Genomic DNA, 19815 nt, shown 5'->3' with positions numbered 1-19815 from the left:
AGAATCGATGAAACCACGTGCCCGCGACCTGAACCTCCAGTTCGGCCAACTGCAACCTGGCCCGCTCAATGCCATCACCGATGTACCCGGCGTCCGGGTCGGCCACAGCAATGTGCGGGGCCGCAGCGCGCATGGCCGCGACATCCTGACCGGGGTCACCGTGATCGAGCCGCGAGCCGGTTCCACCAGCCAGCACCCGTGCTTCGCCGGTGTCCATGTGCTCAACGGCAACGGCGATGCCACCGGTCTAGAGTGGATTCGCGAAGCGGGTCTGTTGACCAGCCCGGTCGCCTTCACCAACACCCACAGCCTGGGTGTGGTTCGTGATGCGTTGATTGTCCTGGACCGTGAACAGCAACCCGACGACGGACGCCTTTACTGGAACATGCCGGTGGTGCTGGAAACCTTCGACGGTTTGCTCAATGACATCAATGGCTTTCACGTGAAGCCCGAACATGTGGCTGAAGCCCTGCGCACCGCAACGGGCGGGCCCGTGACCGAAGGATCGGTCGGCGGTGGCAGCGGCATGATCTGTCACGAATTCAAGGGCGGCATCGGCACCGCTTCGCGACGTCTGAACAGTGCCCAGGGCGGCTGGACCGTTGGCGCCATCGTCCAGGCCAACCACGGCATCCGCAATGAATTGCGCGTCGACGGTTACCCGGTCGGGCGCTCCATGGAAAAAGCTGACTCGCCATTTCTCAAGGCCTCGTTGCCCCATCCGGGCATGGGCTCGATCGTCGTTTGCCTGGCCACCGATGCGCCGCTGTTGCCGCATCAATGCACCCGCCTCGCCCAGCGCGCCAGCCTCGGCCTGGCACGCACCGGCGGCGGTAACGAAGACCATAGCGGCGACATCTTCATCGCGTTCGCCACCGGCAACGACGTCCCACCCGCGGCTTATGAAAGCAAGAAGGCGCCGACAACAGACCACCTGCGCATGGTCAACAACGACCACATCAGCGAGTTGTTCCTGGCCGCCACCGAAGCCGTGGAAGAAGCGATCATCAACGCCCTGCTGGCCTCCGACACCGCCGAAGGCAATGGCCATGCGGTGCCGGGGCTGGACGCCGAAACGCTGCTCAAAGCCTTGCGTCGGGCAGGCTGGCCGGGCGAACAGGCGTAACGGGATCGACCTGTGCCGAAGCCGCAAGGAGGCGGCGACCCAAGGCGCTAGCGGCCTTCAGATGCACCGTCGGGTTCTGGCTTTCCGACTCGAGGAACAGCTCGGACGTCAGCACCCGAGCACCGCAGTAATCGAAAATGCCGTGGTCGATCTGCGTTCTCATCGCCTCAGTGAAACCGTGTCGATCAAACGTGCCCGCATCGGCACCGCCGACACCGATGAGGTGAACCCGCAGGTGACCCAGTTTTTTCTCCAGGCTGTCCGCCGTGTAATCGAACGCCCAGCCGTTGGTGAACACTCGATCGATCCAGCCCTTGAGAATCGCCGGCATTGACCACCAGTAGACCGGATAGACCAGCACCAAATGGTCGGCGCGTTCGATTCGTGCCTGTTCGGCGATCACATCGGCGGGCGGTGACGCTTCCCGGTGATGCACCGCAAAATCCGCGGCGCCGAACCTCGGTTCGAATCCTTGGGCGAACAGATCGGCAAATTCCACGGTGCTGGCGGGATCGCTGGCGGTCAGGCCTTCAGCGATCCGGGCCGCGAGGCTGTGGGTAAGCGAATCGGGATTGTGATGAGCGACAACGATGAGGGTATGCATGATGGAAACTCCTGGTTGAGAGCACAGGGCGGACCTTATATACTCTTGGTAAGTTACGATCAGTAAGTTACTTTTGGTACATAGCCATGTCAACCTCCAAAACAACCGCGCAAGATTCCACCCCGCAACCACGACGACGCCTGTCCCGGGAGGACCGCCTGCGCCAGTTGCTGGACGTCGCCTGGCAACTCGTTCGGGAAGAAGGCACCGACGCGCTGACGCTGGGGCGGCTCGCCGAACAGGCCGGGATCACCAAACCGGTGGTGTATGACCACTTCACGACGCGCCCCGGCTTGCTGGCGGCGCTCTACCAAGACTTTGATGCGCGCCAGACTGCCGTCATGGATACGGCACTGCAGAACAGCGAACCGACGCTGGTCGGCACCGCCAGGGTAATTGCCTCGTCGTACGTGGACTGTGTGTTGCTGCAGGGCAACGAAATCCCGGGCGTGATCGCCGCGTTGGCCAGTTCGCCGGAATTGGAGAAGATCAAGCGCGAGTACGAGGCGATCTTCCTGAACAAATGCCGATCCGCCCTCGCCCCCTTCGCGGGCACGGGCGAGATCACGGCAGCGGGTTTGCGGGCGATGCTCGGTGCGGCGGAAGCCTTGTCCCAGGCTGCCGCGACGGGTGAAATCAGCGCCGTACAGGCGCAGGACGAGCTATTCGAAACCATCGTCGCAATGGTTGAAAGAGGCGCGCGTGGCAGGACTGGCACAGAGGCGACTAGCGGTACTTGAGTGCCAAACCTCATCTTCCTACGATGATTCTACGCAGCCGTTTGTTTGCTCAACTCAGCGGTTGCGTAGGTGGTGAGTGATCTGAACCCCTACCAAGCTCGCCGCTTGTTTCACGTGCATCTTGAGCCTCGAGAGCTCTACTTCCTCCCCATCAAAGAGCCTTGAGGCTCTTTTTCAAGTGCACGCATTCCAGACAGGAAAAAGCCCGGCTTCTGACCGCAATGTTGTTCACTTAAGAGTGTCTTGAATCAAAGGAAACTTGTGGCGAGGGAGCTTGCTCCCGCTTGAGTGCGTAGCACTCACAAAACTCGGCAATAGTTGTCAGATTTTTGGGGCCGCTACGCAGCCCAGCGCGAGCAAGCTCGCTCGCCACAAAGGTATGCACGATCCAAGAGCGCGCTTAAGTGAACAGCATTGGGCTTCTGACCGGGCTTTTTGCTGTTCAATCGCCGGAAACCGATCGCCACGCCGCGCGTGCAAGCGTGTCCCGGTACACCTTCGGACTGCCCTTTACCCGGCCCGACAGCCATGCCCTGCAATAGCTGTCTGCCTGGCCAATGATCAGCGACATCAGCAATTCGGCCGGAGTGCCTTTCAACTCATCGCCTCTGGCCGAAGCCGACAGCCATTCCAGCAGTTGCTTGTTGCGCGCCTTGTTGCGGGTCGTCAGTTCGTCCTTGAAAGGCCCTTTGGTGACGGCAAATCGCGCGTGGTACTGGAAGCGCGCCCACTCGGGTTGGCTGTCGACCCAATCCACGTAACTGTGCACCAGCGCGTATACGCCTTCTTGCGTGGTTTTCGCGTCGCTCAAATAGCTGTCGCGCAACCTGGCCTGATCGTCCAGGGCGGTGAAAAACAGCGCGGCCACCAGACCTTCCTTGTTCCCGAAGTGGTGATAAATCGCGCCCACGCTGGTGTCGCATTCGGCGCGGATCATTTCAATGGTCGTGGCCTCGATCCCCTGCTCATTGAACAGTGTGAGGGCCTTTCGAAAAATATCGCGCTTGAGTTCAGCGCGTCTTCCGGGGTAGCAGCGCTCGAGTAAATCTGACGTTTCCATGTTTAACACAGACCCAAAAAACCAAGAGTGAAGGCAGGTGATCGCCATCGAACAAGGTTGACAGATTTCCCGCTGACAGAATACTGTTCCGTCACAGAACATTATTCTGTTACGGAACAACATTCTGTTAATCCGATCATCAATGAGGTTTCAAAATGAGTCAGTTCCTCAGCCTGTTTAACAGCGTGGGCCCGCAAGCCTTCAGCACAATGGCCTGCCAGGTGGCGCCCTACTTCAGCACCATCAACCCGCTGGTCACGGAGTTGCGCAAAGGCTCTGCGACGGTGCAGGTGCCGTTCGCCAAGGAAATCACCAACCACCTGGGCACCGTGCACGCCATCGCGATGTGCAATGCGGCTGAACTGGCGGCGGGGATGATGACCGACGTGTCGATTCCCGAAGGGGCACGCTGGATTCCAAAAGGCATGACGGTCGAGTACCTGGCGAAGGCAAAGACCGACGTCACGGCGGTGGCCGATGGGGGCGACGTCGACTGGACCACGGGAGGCGACAAAATCGTGCCGGTGGACATACTCGACGTTGAAGGCAGGAAGGTGTTCACGGCGCGGATCACCATGAATGTGAAGCTTTCTTAAACCCTGATTGGGTCTAATGTGGGAATGGGCTTTTTGTGGCGAGGGGATTTATCCCCGTCCGGCTGCGCAGCAGTCGTAAACCCTGTACATGCGGTTTAACAAGGAAATGCTGGGGCCGCTGCGCAGCCCAACGGGGATAAATCCCCTCGCCACAAAAGCTCGCTTGTACATTTAGAGCGCGGTTACTCGCCCAACCGCTCGCGGACAAACTCATTGGCCTTGTACGTCAGCTGGTCCAGATGCCGGTCACGCTGTTTCTCCGCATCGAGCATCGCGCGCTTGCCGTGTTTTTGCAGCAAGTAGGTATGAATCTGCCGCACCTCCAGCGAGCTGTAGATCGACGCCACATCCAGCAATCCCATCAAGCCGCCGGAACGATGATCGCGGGTGTTCATCAGCACCTGAGTACCGCGCACGCCCACCACCTGAAAGCCCATCGACTCAAACCACGGTACCTTGGCAACCGCGCAGGTCAGCTCGGCATGCGGGTAGCGACCGACCATTTCCCGCAGCATCTTGCGCGCCACGCCCTGGCGCCGATGACCGGCCTGGACCGCCATGTACGCCACGCCGCACGCCTCGGGATCATCCTGGAACGGCAAGTACAGCAAGAAACCGATAACTGTTTCCGGATCGTCCACGTCCGTGGCGACGATCAACTCCACTGCAACCCCTTTCGACCCGTTCAACGCCTCCAGATAGAGGTGCACTTCGTAGCCGATCGCGTATTGGTACACGTTGTACAACAGGTTGCTCGGCGGGATGGCGACCATGCTGATGTCGGTCAGGTTGTCGACGACCATCTGCAGGATCTGGCTGGAAAGATGCTCAGGGCATGGGGTCTTGAAGTGGGTGATCTGGGGCATTGAGGCTCTGGACTCTGGGAACGGACGGGCGTGCGTATCATAACGTGCTGGCGGGACCGAAGGGGGGAGCTGTGCTGGTTGTTCGGACCTTGGCGCCGGCAAGCCGCGACGTGCACCCTACTGCTGCGGCGCAACCATGCGAAACCTGATGTTGATGTCGTCGGAAACCACCGTGTCCGCCCACTCGCCCTCACCTATGTTGAAGTCGCTGCGCTTGAGCGTCAGTTCGCCATCGAAGATGCCGATGGCGTTCTCGGCTTTCAGTTGCACGGGCACTTCCACCTCGCGGGTGATGCCCCTGAGCGTGAGTTGGCCGGTGATCGAATAGCGGTCGTTGCCCACTGATTTCACAGCGGTCGACTCAAACGTCGCTACCGGCGAGTTCGCGGTGTCGAACCAGGCGGGCTTTTTCAGTTCTTCGTTGGCGTCAATGCTGCCGGCATCGATGCTGTCGAGCTGGATGGTGAGCGCGGCATGGGCCGCTGAAGGGTTTGCGGTGTCGAAATCCAGCCTGCCTTCGAATTGGCTGAACGTGCCGTAAACCCGAGAGCTGAACTGGTTATAAGTGAAGGAAAGCGTGCTGGCGGTTGTATTGACTTGCGTGTATTCGGCGGCATCGGCGCCAGACAAGGCGCCAAAGGTGAGCGCAACAACCCATGCGGCGAAAGGTGGCAATCGAGGATTCATGGGACTCTCCGGGCGAGGCTCCCACTGATTTGATCAGGTTGTTGCACCGTTTCACCACCGTTTTTTTTTGCAACGGCGTGAACTCGTCCGGCGCCCGCCCGTGGCGCCGTCGAGTCCTGTCGCATCACTCGGTGATGACGTTCAGTGCCACGTCGATGTTGCCGCGGGTGGCTTTCGAGTACGGGCAGATCTGGTCGGCCGTGTGCGCCAGCTTCGTTGCAATCTCGTTCGACAGGCCTGGCACACGCAAGGTCAATCGAGCCTGCAGGAAGTACGCCTGACCGGTCTGGCCCAGATCGACCTCGATGTCCACGGACGTCTCCGCCGGCAGTGCCACGTTCAGGTCCTTGGCCACCAGCCCGACCGCTGCGGTGTAGCAGGCGGACCAGGCGCCGGCGAACAGTTGCTCGGCAGTCGGGTGCGGTTGAGTGTTCGAAAACACATGTGCCGGTGTGGCGCTGCCGGGCGACGACAGCACGATGTCGAGGCTGCCGCTATGTCCGCGCGAGGTCTTGCCAGCGGCGCTGACGGTGGTGTGGGTTTTGCCGGTGGCCAGTACTTTATCGATCTTGCTCATGATGATTCCCTTAAGATTTGTATTCGTATGCGCTTTTATCGCACGCGATATATATGAAATAAAAAAAGATTTAAACGGTGAGGACATTCAGCGCCACGTCGATGTTGCCGCGAGTCGCTTTCGAGTACGGGCAAATCTGGTCAGCGGTATGCGCCAGGGTCGTTGCAATGTCCTGCGACAGGCCAGGTACACGCAAAGTCAGCCGAGCCTGAAGGAAGTACTCCGCACCGCCCTGCCCCAGATCGACTTCGATGTCGACCGACAGATCCGCCGGCAGCACCACGTTCAAGTCGTTGGCCACCAGACCGACCGCGGCGGTGTAGCAAGCCGACCATGCACCGGCGAACAGTTGCTCGGCCGTCGGGTGCGGCTGGGTCGCGGCGAATACGTGGGCTGGCTTGGCAGTGCCCGGCGTCGACAAGGTGATGTCGAGGCTGCCGTTGTGACCGCGTGAGGTGTTGCCGGCAGCGCTGGCGGTGGTGTGGGTTTTGCCGGTGGCCAGGACTTTGTCGATCTTGCTCATGGGGTGAATCCTCTACGGTGCAATGGGGTTTGATTTCTTGTCGCGTTCGATTGTGTCGTGTGCGATGGATTAATATTCACTCAGGCACGCACCTGTGTCAATAGGTCGTAGCGCACATCGCTGACGAACGGTATTTATCGCCCCGGCTTCCCCCTGGCTTACATCCACGTCACACTTGCACCAAGGCCTGAAGTAATCGGCCCCGCTACGCTTCGTCTAACCTCACAAAGCGCCTTGCCGTCACCTGCGTGTGCCCGGCGCACCTCTATAGTGTTCCGTAAATGCACCGGAGAATTTCCATGTTCAAGCGTACCCTGGCATTGACTGCCGGCCTGGCCCTGTCTTTTTGCACCCTGCTGTCGCAGGCCGCCGACACCTTGAAGGTCAGCGCGATTCCCGATGAAGCGCCCACCGAACTGTTGCGAAAATTCAAGCCGCTGGGCGCCTACCTGGAACAGCAATTGGGCATGAAGGTCGAGTTCGTGCCCGTCAGCGATTACCCGGCCGTGGTCGAGGCGCTGGCCACCGACCGGATCGATATGGCCTGGCTGGGCGGCTTCACGTTCGTGCAGGCACGCCTGAAAACCGGCAACGCGATTCCGCTGGTACAGCGCGAACAGGATGCGCAGTTCACCAGCAAATTCATCACCGCCGACCCCGCCGTCAAATCCCTCGCCGACCTCAAGGGTAAGACCTTTGCCTTCGGCTCGGTGTCTTCCACGTCGGGCAGCCTCATGCCGCGCTACTTCATGCTCAAGGACGGCATCAAACCGGAAACCTACTTCAGCCGCGTCGGCTACTCCGGCGCCCATGACGCCACGGTCGCCTGGGTCCAGGCCGGCAAGGTCGACGCCGGGGTGTTGAACGCCAGCGTGTGGGAAAAACTGGTCGCGGCCGGCAAGGTCGACACCAACAAGGTCAAGGTGTTTGCCACCACCCCGGCCTACTTCGACTACAACTGGACGGTACGCGGGACCCTCGACCCGGCACTGGCGGCCAAGATCAAAGCCGCGTTCCTCGCACTCGACCCGGCGAACCCGAAGGACAAGGAAATTCTCGATTTGCAGGCCGCCAGCCGATTCATCGAAACCAGCCCGGACAACTACAAGGGCATCGAGGAAGCCGCACGCGCCGCCGAACTGCTCAAATGACGTTGCATCTGACCCAGGTCAGCCTTACCCACGCCAACGGCGTTCACGCGCTGCGTGGCGTGGACCTGCACATCGAAGCCCACGAACAGGTCGCCATTATCGGCCCGTCCGGTGCCGGCAAATCGAGCCTGCTCAACCTGCTGGCCACCGCCCTGCGACCGGGCGCCGGCGAACTGCAAGTGCTCGGCGAGCGTGCCTGGCAGTTGTCGGCCGGTCAGCGTCAGCGCCTGCGCGCACGCATCGGCTTGATCCATCAAGCGCCGCCGTTGCCACCGCGCCAGCGTGTGGTCACGGCGGTTCTGGCCGGCAAGCTGGGTCAATGGGGATTGGGCAAGAGCCTGCTGAATTTGTTCTATCCGCTGGACATTCCGGGCGCGCGAGCGGCCTTGGCCAGGCTGGACCTGAGCGACAAACTGTTCACCCGATGCCAGCAGTTGTCCGGCGGACAGCTGCAGCGCGTGGGCATTGCCCGGGTGTTGTACCAAGCGCCCGAGGTGTTGCTGGCCGATGAACCGGTCTCGGCCATGGACCCGGTGCTGGCCGAGCACACGCTGTCGGTGCTCTGCCGTCATGCCCGGGAGCAAAACGTCACACTGGTCGCCAGCCTGCACGCGGTGGAGCTGGCCCTGGCGCATTTTTCGCGGATCATTGGCCTGCGTGACGGGCAGATTCTGTTCGACCTGCCCGCCAGCGCCGTCGACCGTGAGCAGCTCGACGCGCTCTACGCCAACGAGCAACTGGAACGCTCGCCGGTGCCTCCCGCTCACTTGAGTGTGCAGATTCCCCGATGCTGACGTCCGACACCCGCGATCCGGCCACCCTGCCGCGCCTGCTGCTCAGCCTGCTGGCCATCGCCCTGCTGTGGCCGGGCATCCACTACAGCGAGCTGGACCTCGGTGTGCTGGTCGCAAGTGACAGCCAGAGTGAAATCGGCCGGTTCGTGTCCGCCTTCTGGCCCCCGGCCCATGACGCGGCGTTCATCGAGCTGTTGCTGCAAGCCACCCTGCAAACCCTGGCCATCGCCACGGCGGGCATGGCCCTGGCGTTGCTGTTGGCGATTCCCGCCAGCCTGCTGGCCAGTCGTGCGCTGTCGTTGTCGGCGGCGTCGCGTGCAGGGCGCCCGAGTTATGGGGGTCAACTGCTGCGCTGGCCGGTGCGCGGGCTGCTGATTTTCCTGCGCAGCGTGCCGGAAATCGTCTGGGCCCTGCTGTTCGTGCGGGCCGTCGGCCTCGGCCCCACTGCCGGCGTGCTGGCCATCGCCATTACCTACAGCGGCATGCTGGGCAAGGTCTACGCGGAAATTTTCGAATCGGTTGATCAACGTCCGGCCCATGCATTGCTGCAATCCGGCAGTGGGCGGCTGGCGGCGTTTTTCTACGGAATCCTGCCCAATGTCTCGGCAGAACTACTGTCGTACACGGTGTATCGCTGGGAATGCGCGATACGGGCCTCGGTGGTGATGGGTTTTGTCGGCGCCGGCGGGCTGGGTCAGCAGATGGACCTGTCGTTGCGCATGTTCGCCGGCGGAGAAGTGGCCAGTCTGCTGCTGACCTTCCTGGTTCTGGTGCTGCTCGCCGACCAACTCAGCCGCCTGCTGCGCTGGAGGCTGGCATGAACCGTCTGTTCAACCTGGCCCTGCTGCTCGGCATCGGCGCCGCCGTCATCGCCTCGTTCATCTACCTCGGCATCGACCTCAGCGAACTCGGCAGCACCGGCAACCTGAACCAGATGGGCGCTTATGCGCAGCGCTTTTTCAGCCCGGACCTGAGCCCCAATCACCTGCAAGCCATCGCCCATGGCGCCCTCGAAACCATCGCCATGTCCGCCCTCGGCACCCTGCTCGCGGCGGTGTTCGGCTTGCTGTTGGCATTGCCCGCGGCCGGACGTTTCGGCTGGCCGTTGCAGAGCGCATCGCGACTGCTGCTCAACGCGTTACGCGCCGTGCCGGAACTGGTGTGGGCCGCGCTGATGGTGCTCGCCGCCGGCCTCGGCCCCAACGCCGGCACGCTGGCGCTGGCGCTGCACACCACCGGCGTGCTCGGCCGGCTGTTCGCCGAAGCGCTGGAAAACACCCCGTCGGAACCGGCCGATGCCATCCGGTTGCAGGGCGGCAACGCTGTGTGGGCCTTCTGTTACGGCACCCTGCCCAACCTGTTTCCGCAGCTGCTGGCCTACATCCTGTACCGCTGGGAAAACAACATCCGCATGGCCAGTGTGCTCGGCTTCGTCGGCGCCGGTGGCCTGGGGCAAATGCTCTATGTCAGCCTCAGCCTGTTTCAGGAAGCGCAAGCCAGCACAGTGATTCTGGCAATGCTGATCCTGGTCTTCGCCGTCGATACCTTGAGCAGTTGGAGTCGGCAACGCTGGGTCCAGGCCTGAGGTCAATCACGCACCGCACGCACCTTGCCGCTGAAGACGCGGAAGCCGTAGGTGTTGTAGATCAGCGTCACCGGTATCAGCACGGCAAAACCAATCAGCATGAATGCCTGACTGGTCGGGCTGGACGCCGCCGCTTGCAGGGTCAGGTGCGGCGGAACGATCAGCGGATAAAGCGCCACGATCATCAAGGCAAACGCCAACACGAAAACGCCCAATGCCGCGAACAGTGGCAACGCATGAAGGCGACTTCGAAAGCCCAGCACAAAGCCGATCAGCAGCGCGACGAGCAACGTCACCGCCGGCATCCACACCCGCCAATCGGCCAGCCGTTGCGCATAGCGCGTGTCCAGCGTCGCGGTCCAGGCCACCAACACGATCAACAACAGCACGGTGGCCCAGGCCAGCGCCTTCGCTTGAAAAGCCGAGCGCCGCTGGAGTTCGTCTTCAGTGCGCCAGTAAAGCCAACAAGCCCCCAACCACGTGTAGCCCACCACAAGCACGGCGCCACAAAACAGCGGAAACATATCCCGCCATTCCGAGCCGTCACCGCTGTACTGCCCGCCCTGTTCAGGTATGCCTTGAACCAGCGTGCCCAGCACCACCCCCTGAGTTGCACCGGCCAGCACTGACCCGCACATCAGCAAGCCATCGACCACACGCTTGATGGCGGCATTGGGCGCGTAGTCGCGAAACTCCAACGCCACCACTCGCAGGATCAACGCCAAAAACATCAGGATAAACGGCAGATAAAGCGCCGGCAGCAGAATGGCGTATGCCAGCGGAAACAGCGCCAGCAGACCGCCACCCCCGAGCACCAGCCACGTTTCGTTGGCGTCCCAGATCGGCAGTATCGTCACCGCCATCGTGCGGCGTTGCCGGCTGCATCGCGTAACGCCCATCAGCACACCGACGCCGAGGTCCGTGCCATCGAGCAGCACATAGTTCATGACCGAGAACGCCAGGGCCGCCGCCGACAGCAGTGTGATCCAGTCAGTGTCCATCAGGGTTCACCCGTCTCGTCCGCCAACGTCGGCTGCGGCCCGGGCTCGTCCTTATGCGGAGGCTCACGCAGTAGGCGAAGCAGCACCCACAGCCCGATGCCGAAGATCAGCAGGTAAAACATCAGAATCAACCAGGTCGAGCCGACCACCTGCTGGCGAGACACCAACGACACACTGTCCGCCGTGCGCAGCAATCCATACACGGTAAAGGGTTGCCGTCCCACCTCGGTCACGACCCAGCCACTGAGCATCGCGAGCAAACCCGCCGGGGCCATCAGCACGCACACCCGCAGCATCCAGCGCGCTGCGTACAACCGGCCGCGCCAGCGCAACACCAGACTGACCAGCCCCTGCCCCAGCATCAACAGGCCCAGGCCGACCATCAAGCGAAACGCGAAAAACACCGCCGGCACCGGCGGGATGTCCTCAGCCGGGAACTCGTCCAGCGCGGCGATGGTGCCGCTCAGGTCGTGGGTCAGGTACAGCGAACCGATGCGCGGAATCGCCACCTCCCAATGATTGCGCCGCTGCGCCATGTCCGGAATCGCAAACAAGCGCAGCGGTTCGCCCGCACCCTCCGGCGGTCGCGTCCACGAACCTTCGATGGCCGCCACCTTCTGTGGCTGCACCTTGAGGCTGTGCTGACCATGCAGGTCACCCACCACGATTTGCAGGGGCGCCAGCACGACAATCGTCCACAGCGCCATGGACAATTGCAGACGCGCGCGCGGGTTGTGCGGCGCCTTCAACAGTTGCCAGGCGCCGGCACCCGCCACCAGGGTCGCCGTGCCGAGCAACGCGGCCAGCGTCATGTGGGCCAGACGATAAGGAAACGACGGATTGAAAATGATCGCCCACCAGTTCTCGGCCATGAAACGGCCATCGGCGCCAATGGCGTAACCGGCGGGTGTCTGCATCCAGGAATTGGCCGACAGGATCCAGAACGCGCTGATCAACGAGCCAATGGCCACCGCGCAGGTGGCGAAAAAATGCAGACGAGGGCCGACCTTTTTCAGGCCGAACAGCATGATGCCGAGGAAGCCCGCCTCCAGAAAAAACGCCGCCAGCACTTCGTAGAACATCAACGGGCCGAGGATATCGCCGGCCTGAACCGAGAGCCGCGACCAGTTGAGCCCGAACTGGTACTCCAGAATCAGCCCCGACGCCGTGCCCACCGCCACGTTGAGGGCGAATATTTTCAGCCAGTAACGGTAAACATCCAGATAGCGTTGTTGGCCACGCCACAGCCAAAGCGCTTCAAGCACCATCAGAAAATTGGCCAGGCCTATGGTGAGCGCGGCCAGCACAATATGGAAACTGATGGTGAGCGCAAACTGCATGCGTGCGGCCATCAGCGCCGACTCAGCCGCGTCCATGCGGGTCCTGATGCTCGCGTACATTGATGGAAATGCGGCAGTGGCTAGGCATGACGACTGTCCGAAGGTGGCCTTACTGGTTGACCCCTTCGCTACGGGTTCATTCCGTGAGAATGCGGCGTCACGCCTGTCGGTTTGCGTCCCCCTCGATTGCCAGGCTGAAGGTGGCCCACGACCAGCCCACCCTCTTACCCGAAACCCAGCTTTATTTTCCTGTTGTCTTCACGTGCTTGCCGAGGAAATCCCCCACCAATCGCGCAATGTCATCAGGCTTCTCATCCAGCGCAAAATGCCCCGCCTCCAGCACATGAATCTCGGCGTTGGGCAAATCCCGGCGATAAGCCTCCGCTTCCGCCACCTCGAACGACGGATCGAACTTGCCCCACACCACCAGCGTCGGCGGTTGATGCTCGCGCAGCCACGCTTGCCACTTCGGATAGCTGGCGACGTTGTTGCGGTAGTCATAGAACAGGTCGCTCTGGATATCGGCCTGCCCTGGTTGGTTGAGGAAATTGAATTCGTCGGTCCACAGGTCCGGGTTGAACACCTCGATCTGCGGGTTGGCGCCGACATGCCGTTGTCGGGTCGTCGCCAACGAGAAAAAGCTCGCTCTCAACCCCGCCTCATTGGCGGCCCGGTTGGCCCAGAATTCACGACGCTTTTGCCACAGCGGCCCCAGGCCCGCCTCATGGGACACCGCATTCTGCACAATCAGCGCCTGCACGCGTTCGGGGTGGGCGAGCATCATCCGCATGCCAACGGGGCCGCCGTAGTCCTGCACATACAGTGAGTAATGATTCAGGCCGAGGGCTTCGGTGAAATGCTCCATCACACTGGCCAGATGATCGAACGTGTAGGCAAACGCCTTGGCATCCGGCGCATCGCTATGGCCGAACCCCGGATAGTCCGGCGCCACCAGATGATAGTGCTGCGCCAACCGCGCCAACAGCGGGTCATACATGCGTGAAGAACTGGGAAAACCGTGCAGCAGCAACAAGGTGGGCGCATCCGCACGACCGGCTTCACGATAGAAAATGCTCAGGCCATCGACCTTGACACTGCGGTAGGCCACCGCCAACTGATCCGAGGAATAACCTGCCGGTTCGGCGGCGTGGGAAGTATTGACCAGTGACAGACCCAACGTGCAACCAAGGGCCAACGCAGACAGCAATTTATTCATCGGGGGCTCCGACTGAAGGGTGGAAAGGAGGTATGGGCAAACCTTGCCACCTCGATGTATCCCCCACGTATCGGTTTTGTAATGGCCTGTATCTCTCGCGGCCAATCTTACTTAGCGATACGTCTTCGTGCGCAGCCGTACCCGGAACAGCGCCTACACCAACCGCTCAATCTTCTGATGCTTCCACACCAGTTTGTAATACAGCGTCTGCAACACCAGCATCCCCAGATACGCCACCGGAAACGCCATCCACACGCCCTGCAACCCGAACTGCCCGTCCAGCGCATACGCCACCGGCAACTGCACGCCCACCACACACACAATCGAAATCGCCATCGGCACCAACACCGTGCCGCTGGCGCGCATGATCCCGCCGATGATCGCCTGGAAGCCAAACAACAGCAGGCTCCACAGCATGATGTGCAACAGATGCTCAGCCTTCGCCCGCGTCGAATCGTCCGTCAGAAACAACCCCAGCAACCAGTGTGACAACAGGTAACCCAACAGCACCAAGCCACCGGTCAGGCACACATTGATCAACAACCCCGTACGCAAAATCGGCCCGATCCGCTCCACCCGCGCCGCCCCAATCGCCTGCGCCCCAAGAATCGACGCGGTGATCGCAATCGACAACGCCGGAAACTGCACATAATTGACGATCTGCGTGACCGCCCCATACGCCGCCGTCGCCTGCGAACCGTGCTGATTCACCAGCGCCAGAATCACCAGCTCCGACACCGACAACACCACCATCTGCAACCCGGTCGGCAAGCCGATGCGCAACACCTTGCCGAGAATCACCCGATCCAGGCGCATCGCCGCAAACATCTCCCGATCCGGCGCCAACGGATGCCCCTTTCTGATCAACCGCCACGCCAGCCACCCCATCGCCGACAGGTTACCCACCAACCCCGCATACGCCGCACTCTGAATCCCCAACATCGGCAAGCCGAACCAACCGCGAATCAACGCCGGCGTCAGCGCCAAACCGATGCAGGTCGACACCACCAACGCAATCAGCGGCGACACCGTATCGCTCACCCCGCGCAGCAGTTGGGTGAACAGCACGTAGACCAGCAGCGACGGCATGATCCACATCATCACGTGGGCGTAGGACACGGCGTCGTCGAGCACATCGGCCGGTGTGCCCAAACCCTGCAAGGCTGACCTCGCGAACACGCTGCCCAGCACCGCCGCCGTCAGGCCGATGATTGCGCCCAACAGCAAGGTAGTGGCAGCGATGGTTTTCACCAGATGCGGCTCCCGTGCGCCCCAGGCTTGGCCAATGAGCACCCCCGCCCCCGCGCCGAGGCCGATGACCAGGGCGATGAAGAAGAACACGATAGGGAACATGCCGGAGACGGCGGCCAGGGCTTGAGTGCCGAGCATTTGGCCGATGTAGATGCTGTTGACGGTGCCCGACATGGATTGGAGGAAATTGGAGAGAACCATGGGGGCGAGGAAAAGGAGGTAGGTTTTCCAGAGGGGGTGTTGGGTGGTGGGGGTTTGCATTGGGTGGAGGTCCGTCTCGACTGCGGAGTTGGGATTCTAGAGGATAGCGTTAGCCGGGATGAACAAAGTTGAATGAATGTTTTGACGCGGTTTTCGGACGCAGATATTGCGTCCTAGGACGGCATAAAAATTCCTACACAAACCTCGGAATGCGTCACCTTCCCCGCTGTTCTGATGAGGCTTATAGTCGGTCCCGTCGCCCAAAATGGCGACTCGGGTTTGGCGACCTGATCGATCGAGATTCTAAAGTGCTTTTTCTTTTACTTTGCCTTGATCGGAGTTTTACCCATGGAAAGATACATGCCCCTCACCGGAATCGACCTGATTCCAGCCTCCCTGCTCATCGACACCCAAGCTCCACTCGACGTTCTGCAAGCAGCCGCTGATCACCGCATCCGCACGGTAACGCAGGTATTGGAAAACATCGCGTACCGCGCCGAGCTTGGTTGCGACACGGTGGTGTTGAAGGACTTTTCTCAGCTGCTTGCCATTCCTTTGCGGGATGGGTGTGATTTGATGGATGTGATTGGTCGACGATTGCGGGCGCAGACGAAGGAGTGAATGAAAACGGGCGCTGAAGGCGCCCGTTTTTTGTGCACTATAAACAGATCTGAGATCTGGATTCTAAGGCATAACTCTCGTCCGCTTTCGGCCAATAGCAGCCCCTCATGATGAGCTGCTATTGGCAAAAAGGCAGCACTGCCCACACCGACCTACGGCGAGTGGTATTAATGGGTCGCACTACTTCGATACCACCAGCGCCGGTGGCTGCCAGCTGCCTTTGCCGGCAGGAAGAATCGAAGGCGGTGTGGTCTTCGGCCAGTAGAGACGCATCACCAGATAGACCGTGTCGTCGGGTGCCGGCAACCAGTTGGCTTCTTTGGCTTTGCCCGGCGAATCTTTCTGAATGTATAGCGTCAGCGAACCATCCGCGTTCTTCTTCATCGCCGACAACATCGGCGAATTGATCAGGTAACGGTTGATCGGGTTTTTGATCAGCAGTTGGCTTTTGCCGTCGTACATGGTCACCGACCAGAAGGCATTGACGGGTGGCAGCTTTCCAGCGGGGAAGGTCAGCGTGTAGTTGTGTTTACTAGTATCGAGCGTCTTGCCAGCGCCGTCAGTGCGGGTATATGGGTACATCGCCTCGACGGCGTCATTGCCGAACAGTCCGCCCTTCGCGGCGCCGGCACGCATCAACCAGTCGGCCTTGTAGAATGCCTGGTCACCGAAGAACGCACCGACATTCCAGCCGTTGATATTTTTCATTCCGCTCGAGAGAAACTTGTCAACTTTCTCGTCGCCAGCCTTCATCCCCAGCAAGACCACGGCCTTGTGCTCGAGCGACAGGTCTTTGAATTCGAAGCTGCGGCCGGGGCCTACGCCGATGCTGGCCAGCTTCGACCGGATCTCCTTGTCATCAGCCGATGGCGGCACATACTCCAACGCGGCCGACAGGTACTCGAAAAAATTGTCCTTAATGCCAGACGTGGTGGCCGGTACGAAATCAATCTTCGGGGCAGCGAGCGGCGCTGGGTGATGGAGAAAGGCGGAAAGCGGCTGGACCTTGTAACCCGCCTGAACCTTCTCGACATTCGGCATGTCGGCTGGATTGAACAACTGGGTCCGGATCAACGTCAGTGCGAAGGGGGTCGTGGAGTTGAACACTTTATCGATGCCGGGGGGGATCGCCCCTTTCCAATCGGGGCCTGCAATCAGATAGCTCCCGGAGGCGCCGGCAGTTGCCCGGCTCCCGATGTAGCCGAAGTTATAGGTGTTGCCGTCGATTAGCTGCACCGAGTAGTAGCGCTTTTTGGAGACTGCCGGCACGGTGATCACGAAAGGCTCTGCGCGCAGGTCCGTCCAAAGTATCGAGTATGGGGTGTCGCTGTTTGGCGTAATTACGGCGGTGTCAGCGGGTGTCGCGACCCGATGCTCATTGCGCAGCTGGTTAAAGGAGGCCTTGAACTGACTGGATTTGGGGTCCACCGCGAACTCGTTCATCACCGCGTAGTTCATGACCAGCGGCAAGCCATAGATAAAGCCTTCCTCGGCGATCGCCCTGGTCTGCTCGAGGCTCGGCGCGGGTACGCCCTTGGCTAAATCCGCCTTGTCCGCCTGCGCGATCGGATCGTTCTTGCTCGCACACCCCGTGAAGAGCGTTGAACCCACTACGACGAGTGCCGCAGCCATCGTCCAGCCCCGGTTAGACTTCCTGTTCATTTCCACCTCGTTTGATTTGAGCAAGCTGGCACCGTTAGTGTTCAAACCACGGTGAAATAATCTGAATGCCTGAAACCCTCCCGACTATTTTCAACGGTGACAAGTCATGCTGGCGATCAGGGCTTCAATCCAGGCGTTGTCGAACTCCCCTGAATACGCGATTGCCAAGGCTTTTTGCTGATCGACTGACATGCCCCACCCAGACCGCGACCCGACTGAAATTCAGGCCTGTCTCTTTACCTGGCGACTAAGTAAGTCCTGTGACGAAACGCCAACTCACACGCCCAAGGAGTGTAGATCACAATAAGCCAGCTTCCTCTTACGCAGCGAAGATCGTGCCCGTTATCTGTACGCCTTATCGCCAAGATCAATACGAGATACAGGTCAGATTCAGGCCCGTAACTCGCGCCGTTACGGACCATCTGTCTTCGAGAGCAGTCGATTGTAATCGGCAGCCAAAGTTTGACAGTCGGAGAACCGACTGCCATGTGTCCGAGATTAAACTTTGAGGTCCACCAACGACCGCTATGGGTCGGATAGTGACCATCAGACATTGTGACTGATCCACCCTTGTCCTCCCTCAACGTGGAGGACGAGCCATGAACACCATTGCTAGATACAACCATGAACCTTGGAACAAGGGAAAGCTTGTCGGGCAGAAAGCTCCGCTTCGAGTCAGAGATATCTGGGCTATCCGCGTAAGACTTCAGCTTGCTGATAAGACCCGGGATTTGGCGCTCTTCAACTTGGCCATCGATAGCAAGCTGCGTGCCTGTGACTTAACCAAATTGCGGGTCCGAGACATCGCCCATGGGGTGCATGTGTCGTCACGGGCCATCGTGATGCAGCAGAAAACTCAACACCCAGTGCAAATTGAAATCACTGAGCGAGCAGCAGGCCCCCTATCTGCATCACGCACTGGAGCAGTATTTCGCTCAGTTCGACTTGCAAGCGACATCGGATGTCGTCAATCAAGTCGAGCGCCCGGTCCTGCGCATGATGCCGATACAGCGTTGCAGTTTGCCCTTGATTGCCGAACAGCTCGGCATGCACGTGCGTATGATGTAATGAAGATTGGCCGAGCAAGGGCGAAGTTTCGATGAAGTGGTCGAGACTCTTCGGCGCGACCGTGCCGACCGCTATCTGGCGGAAAGGCACATGCCGATGTCCCAGGTTGCCGGTCTTCTCGACTGTAGCGAACAGAGTGTGTTCAATCGCGCTAGCCGGCGCTGGTTTTCCATGTCGCTGGGAGCTAGGCGTCGTCAGTTGCTCGGGATGAAACCCGACCCATGCCCCAGCTTTAACCGCCTTGCGGTACCACTCGGGCATCATTACCTGAGCCTTGGATATAAACGTTCATACCTTTACCCAAGGATGGATTGATCGGCTGGGTAACCGACACCAGTACGCCACTTTTGACCCGCACGATGATCTGTTGCGCCTCTATCGGTTGGTCGAACTTTTTCTTCTCTGCGTAATTTCCGCCAACAGCACCAGCGAGCGCGCCTGCAACCATCGCGACATCGCGCCCGGTGCCGCGACCGATCAGGCTACCGATACCGAGTCCGCCGAGGCCCCCGAGAACCGCGCCGACGCCACTGTCATGATTGGTCTGCATCTGCGTTACCGAAATCTGCTCAATCTTCCCTGAGCGTATTTCGATTTCACCGGCCCCCCCATCGGTTGATCCCACGGCGGAGCAGGCACTAATAAGCACTGTCGTCAACGTGAGCTTCAGCCAGGTCAGGATAACTTTCATTACTGTGCACCTCGTTATTGGTATTTGATGGCAATGCCTTTGAGCTTGCGTCCCTGGATCGTTTCGATGTCCCTGCTCCATAGAGGTCCGGTCACGTAGGCGGCGACTGGCTGAATGTGGTCGTAAACGACGACCACTGCGTCTGCACCAAGCTTGGCAGCTTCTTCACGCAGTTTCTGTTCGACCTCAGTGATGGGCGGCGCCGGATCGACACTTGCATCGATCATGATTTCGCCCAGTTGCACATTGGATCGCGTAGGTTCCACCCGCAGTACCTGCACTTCGCTGGGCAGGGTCGGAGCGGGATGCTCAACCCCAACGTACGCGGTCGTCTGGGCATCGACCGTCGCGCATGCATTCAGCACCAGCACACTGACGATGAGCGCAGCGGCGAGCAAAGGTCTTTGCACGGTTGAGCATCGAAACGGTAAAGAGGTCCACATGTCAGTTGCCCT

At 60.3% G+C, this 19815-nt stretch carries 22 protein-coding genes and 1 pseudogene; 10 read left to right on the top strand and 13 right to left on the bottom strand.

Features of this window, described 5'->3' with window-relative positions:
- Positions 1-7: 7 nt before the first annotated feature.
- A complete protein-coding gene (locus ACM6IQ_RS07215) occupies positions 8-1126 on the top strand; it encodes a P1 family peptidase (RefSeq protein WP_414878383.1) in 1119 nt (372 codons plus the stop codon).
- Here the strand turns inward: ACM6IQ_RS07215 and ACM6IQ_RS07210 are convergent.
- On the bottom strand, positions 1083-1730 hold the full coding sequence (locus ACM6IQ_RS07210) for an NAD(P)H-dependent oxidoreductase (RefSeq protein ID WP_414878382.1): 648 nt from the start codon (positions 1728-1730) through the stop codon (positions 1083-1085). The two genes, ACM6IQ_RS07215 and ACM6IQ_RS07210, sit on opposite strands and share 44 nt — an antisense overlap.
- Positions 1731-1816: 86 nt before the next feature.
- Between ACM6IQ_RS07210 and ACM6IQ_RS07205 the strand changes: the two genes are divergently transcribed.
- Entirely contained in the window at positions 1817-2470 is a 654-nt protein-coding gene (locus tag ACM6IQ_RS07205; protein WP_414878381.1) for a TetR/AcrR family transcriptional regulator, read from the top strand.
- 442 nt (positions 2471-2912) lie between these two features.
- Here the strand turns inward: ACM6IQ_RS07205 and ACM6IQ_RS07200 are convergent, their stop codons facing one another.
- Complete coding sequence (locus ACM6IQ_RS07200) at positions 2913-3530, bottom strand: TetR/AcrR family transcriptional regulator (RefSeq protein ID WP_414878380.1); 618 nt, start codon at positions 3528-3530, stop codon at positions 2913-2915.
- Between the two features lie 155 nt (positions 3531-3685).
- Here ACM6IQ_RS07200 and ACM6IQ_RS07195 point away from each other — a divergent pair, with 155 nt between their 5' ends.
- A complete protein-coding gene (locus ACM6IQ_RS07195; protein WP_017338421.1) occupies positions 3686-4126 on the top strand; it encodes a hotdog fold domain-containing protein in 441 nt (146 codons plus the stop codon).
- A gap of 182 nt (positions 4127-4308) precedes the next feature.
- Here the strand turns inward: ACM6IQ_RS07195 and ACM6IQ_RS07190 are convergent, their stop codons facing one another.
- From ACM6IQ_RS07190 to ACM6IQ_RS07175, 4 genes are all read right to left on the bottom strand, one after another.
- A complete protein-coding gene (locus tag ACM6IQ_RS07190) occupies positions 4309-4992 on the bottom strand; it encodes a GNAT family N-acetyltransferase (RefSeq protein WP_017338420.1) in 684 nt (227 codons plus the stop codon).
- Positions 4993-5109: 117 nt separating this feature from the next.
- The gene (locus ACM6IQ_RS07185) at positions 5110-5679 is read right to left on the bottom strand and encodes a YceI family protein (RefSeq protein ID WP_414878379.1); all 570 of its coding nucleotides are present in this window, start codon (positions 5677-5679) and stop codon (positions 5110-5112) included.
- 124 nt (positions 5680-5803) lie between these two features.
- Positions 5804-6256: an Ohr family peroxiredoxin gene (locus tag ACM6IQ_RS07180; RefSeq protein ID WP_017338418.1), complete on the bottom strand. Its 453-nt coding sequence runs from the start codon at positions 6254-6256 to the stop codon at positions 5804-5806.
- A gap of 70 nt (positions 6257-6326) precedes the next feature.
- The gene (locus tag ACM6IQ_RS07175) at positions 6327-6779 is read right to left on the bottom strand and encodes an Ohr family peroxiredoxin (RefSeq protein WP_017338417.1); all 453 of its coding nucleotides are present in this window, start codon (positions 6777-6779) and stop codon (positions 6327-6329) included.
- Positions 6780-7078: 299 nt separating this feature from the next.
- Between ACM6IQ_RS07175 and ACM6IQ_RS07170 the strand changes: the two genes are divergently transcribed.
- The 4 genes from ACM6IQ_RS07170 to phnE are packed head-to-tail and all read left to right on the top strand — an operon-like array spanning position 7079 to position 10309.
- Positions 7079-7930: a putative selenate ABC transporter substrate-binding protein gene (locus tag ACM6IQ_RS07170; RefSeq protein ID WP_017338416.1), complete on the top strand. Its 852-nt coding sequence runs from the start codon at positions 7079-7081 to the stop codon at positions 7928-7930.
- Complete coding sequence (locus ACM6IQ_RS07165) at positions 7927-8724, top strand: phosphonate ABC transporter ATP-binding protein (RefSeq protein WP_414878378.1); 798 nt, start codon at positions 7927-7929, stop codon at positions 8722-8724. Before ACM6IQ_RS07170 ends, ACM6IQ_RS07165 begins: the two co-directional genes overlap by 4 nt.
- The gene (locus ACM6IQ_RS07160; RefSeq protein ID WP_017338414.1) at positions 8718-9545 is read left to right on the top strand and encodes a PhnE/PtxC family ABC transporter permease; all 828 of its coding nucleotides are present in this window, start codon (positions 8718-8720) and stop codon (positions 9543-9545) included. Before ACM6IQ_RS07165 ends, ACM6IQ_RS07160 begins: the two co-directional genes overlap by 7 nt.
- The gene (gene phnE, locus ACM6IQ_RS07155) at positions 9542-10309 is read left to right on the top strand and encodes a phosphonate ABC transporter, permease protein PhnE (RefSeq protein WP_017338413.1); all 768 of its coding nucleotides are present in this window, start codon (positions 9542-9544) and stop codon (positions 10307-10309) included. The genes ACM6IQ_RS07160 and phnE overlap by 4 nt, the downstream gene beginning before the upstream one ends.
- Positions 10310-10311: 2 nt before the next feature.
- Here the strand turns inward: phnE and ACM6IQ_RS07150 are convergent, their stop codons facing one another.
- The 4 genes from ACM6IQ_RS07150 to ACM6IQ_RS07135 form a co-directional block, all read right to left on the bottom strand.
- Entirely contained in the window at positions 10312-11310 is a 999-nt protein-coding gene (locus ACM6IQ_RS07150; RefSeq protein ID WP_414878377.1) for a cytochrome d ubiquinol oxidase subunit II, read from the bottom strand.
- Complete coding sequence (locus tag ACM6IQ_RS07145) at positions 11310-12686, bottom strand: cytochrome ubiquinol oxidase subunit I (RefSeq protein ID WP_414878376.1); 1377 nt, start codon at positions 12684-12686, stop codon at positions 11310-11312. Before ACM6IQ_RS07145 ends, ACM6IQ_RS07150 begins: the two co-directional genes overlap by 1 nt.
- A gap of 205 nt (positions 12687-12891) precedes the next feature.
- Positions 12892-13866: an alpha/beta fold hydrolase gene (locus ACM6IQ_RS07140; protein WP_414878375.1), complete on the bottom strand. Its 975-nt coding sequence runs from the start codon at positions 13864-13866 to the stop codon at positions 12892-12894.
- 153 nt (positions 13867-14019) lie between these two features.
- The gene (locus ACM6IQ_RS07135) at positions 14020-15378 is read right to left on the bottom strand and encodes an MATE family efflux transporter (RefSeq protein ID WP_414878374.1); all 1359 of its coding nucleotides are present in this window, start codon (positions 15376-15378) and stop codon (positions 14020-14022) included.
- A 288-nt stretch (positions 15379-15666) separates the two neighbouring features.
- Between ACM6IQ_RS07135 and ACM6IQ_RS07130 the strand changes: the two genes are divergently transcribed.
- Positions 15667-15939, top strand: coding sequence for a hypothetical protein (locus ACM6IQ_RS07130; protein WP_414878373.1), 273 nt, complete (start codon positions 15667-15669; stop codon positions 15937-15939).
- A gap of 180 nt (positions 15940-16119) precedes the next feature.
- Here ACM6IQ_RS07130 and ACM6IQ_RS07125 read toward each other — a convergent pair whose 3' ends face one another.
- A complete protein-coding gene (locus tag ACM6IQ_RS07125; protein WP_414878410.1) occupies positions 16120-17571 on the bottom strand; it encodes a DUF1254 domain-containing protein in 1452 nt (483 codons plus the stop codon).
- A 629-nt stretch (positions 17572-18200) separates the two neighbouring features.
- Here ACM6IQ_RS07125 and ACM6IQ_RS07120 point away from each other — a divergent pair.
- Both ACM6IQ_RS07120 and ACM6IQ_RS07115 read left to right on the top strand, forming a co-directional pair.
- A pseudogene (locus ACM6IQ_RS07120) lies at positions 18201-18512 on the top strand (integrase); the annotation flags it as partial.
- Between the two features lie 193 nt (positions 18513-18705).
- Positions 18706-18984 (top strand): hypothetical protein, encoded by a 279-nt coding sequence (locus tag ACM6IQ_RS07115; protein ID WP_414878409.1) that lies wholly within the window; start codon positions 18706-18708, stop codon positions 18982-18984.
- Here the strand turns inward: ACM6IQ_RS07115 and ACM6IQ_RS07110 are convergent.
- The gene (locus ACM6IQ_RS07110; RefSeq protein WP_414878372.1) at positions 18902-19360 is read right to left on the bottom strand and encodes a glycine zipper 2TM domain-containing protein; all 459 of its coding nucleotides are present in this window, start codon (positions 19358-19360) and stop codon (positions 18902-18904) included. The genes ACM6IQ_RS07115 and ACM6IQ_RS07110 overlap by 83 nt on opposite strands.
- 14 nt (positions 19361-19374) lie before the next feature.
- Positions 19375-19803 carry a hypothetical protein gene (locus ACM6IQ_RS07105; RefSeq protein ID WP_414878371.1) on the bottom strand — a complete coding sequence of 143 codons (429 nt, stop codon included), beginning with the start codon at positions 19801-19803 and terminating at the stop codon, positions 19375-19377.
- Between the last annotated feature and the right edge of the window lie 12 nt (positions 19804-19815).

The sequence above is a fragment of the Pseudomonas sp. IT-P100 genome (genome assembly GCF_949767185.1).
GTDB lineage: Bacteria > Pseudomonadota > Gammaproteobacteria > Pseudomonadales > Pseudomonadaceae > Aquipseudomonas > Aquipseudomonas fluorescens_B.
The sequence above is the reverse complement of the archived record's forward strand: the minus strand, read 5'-3'. Positions and strand labels throughout refer to the sequence as shown.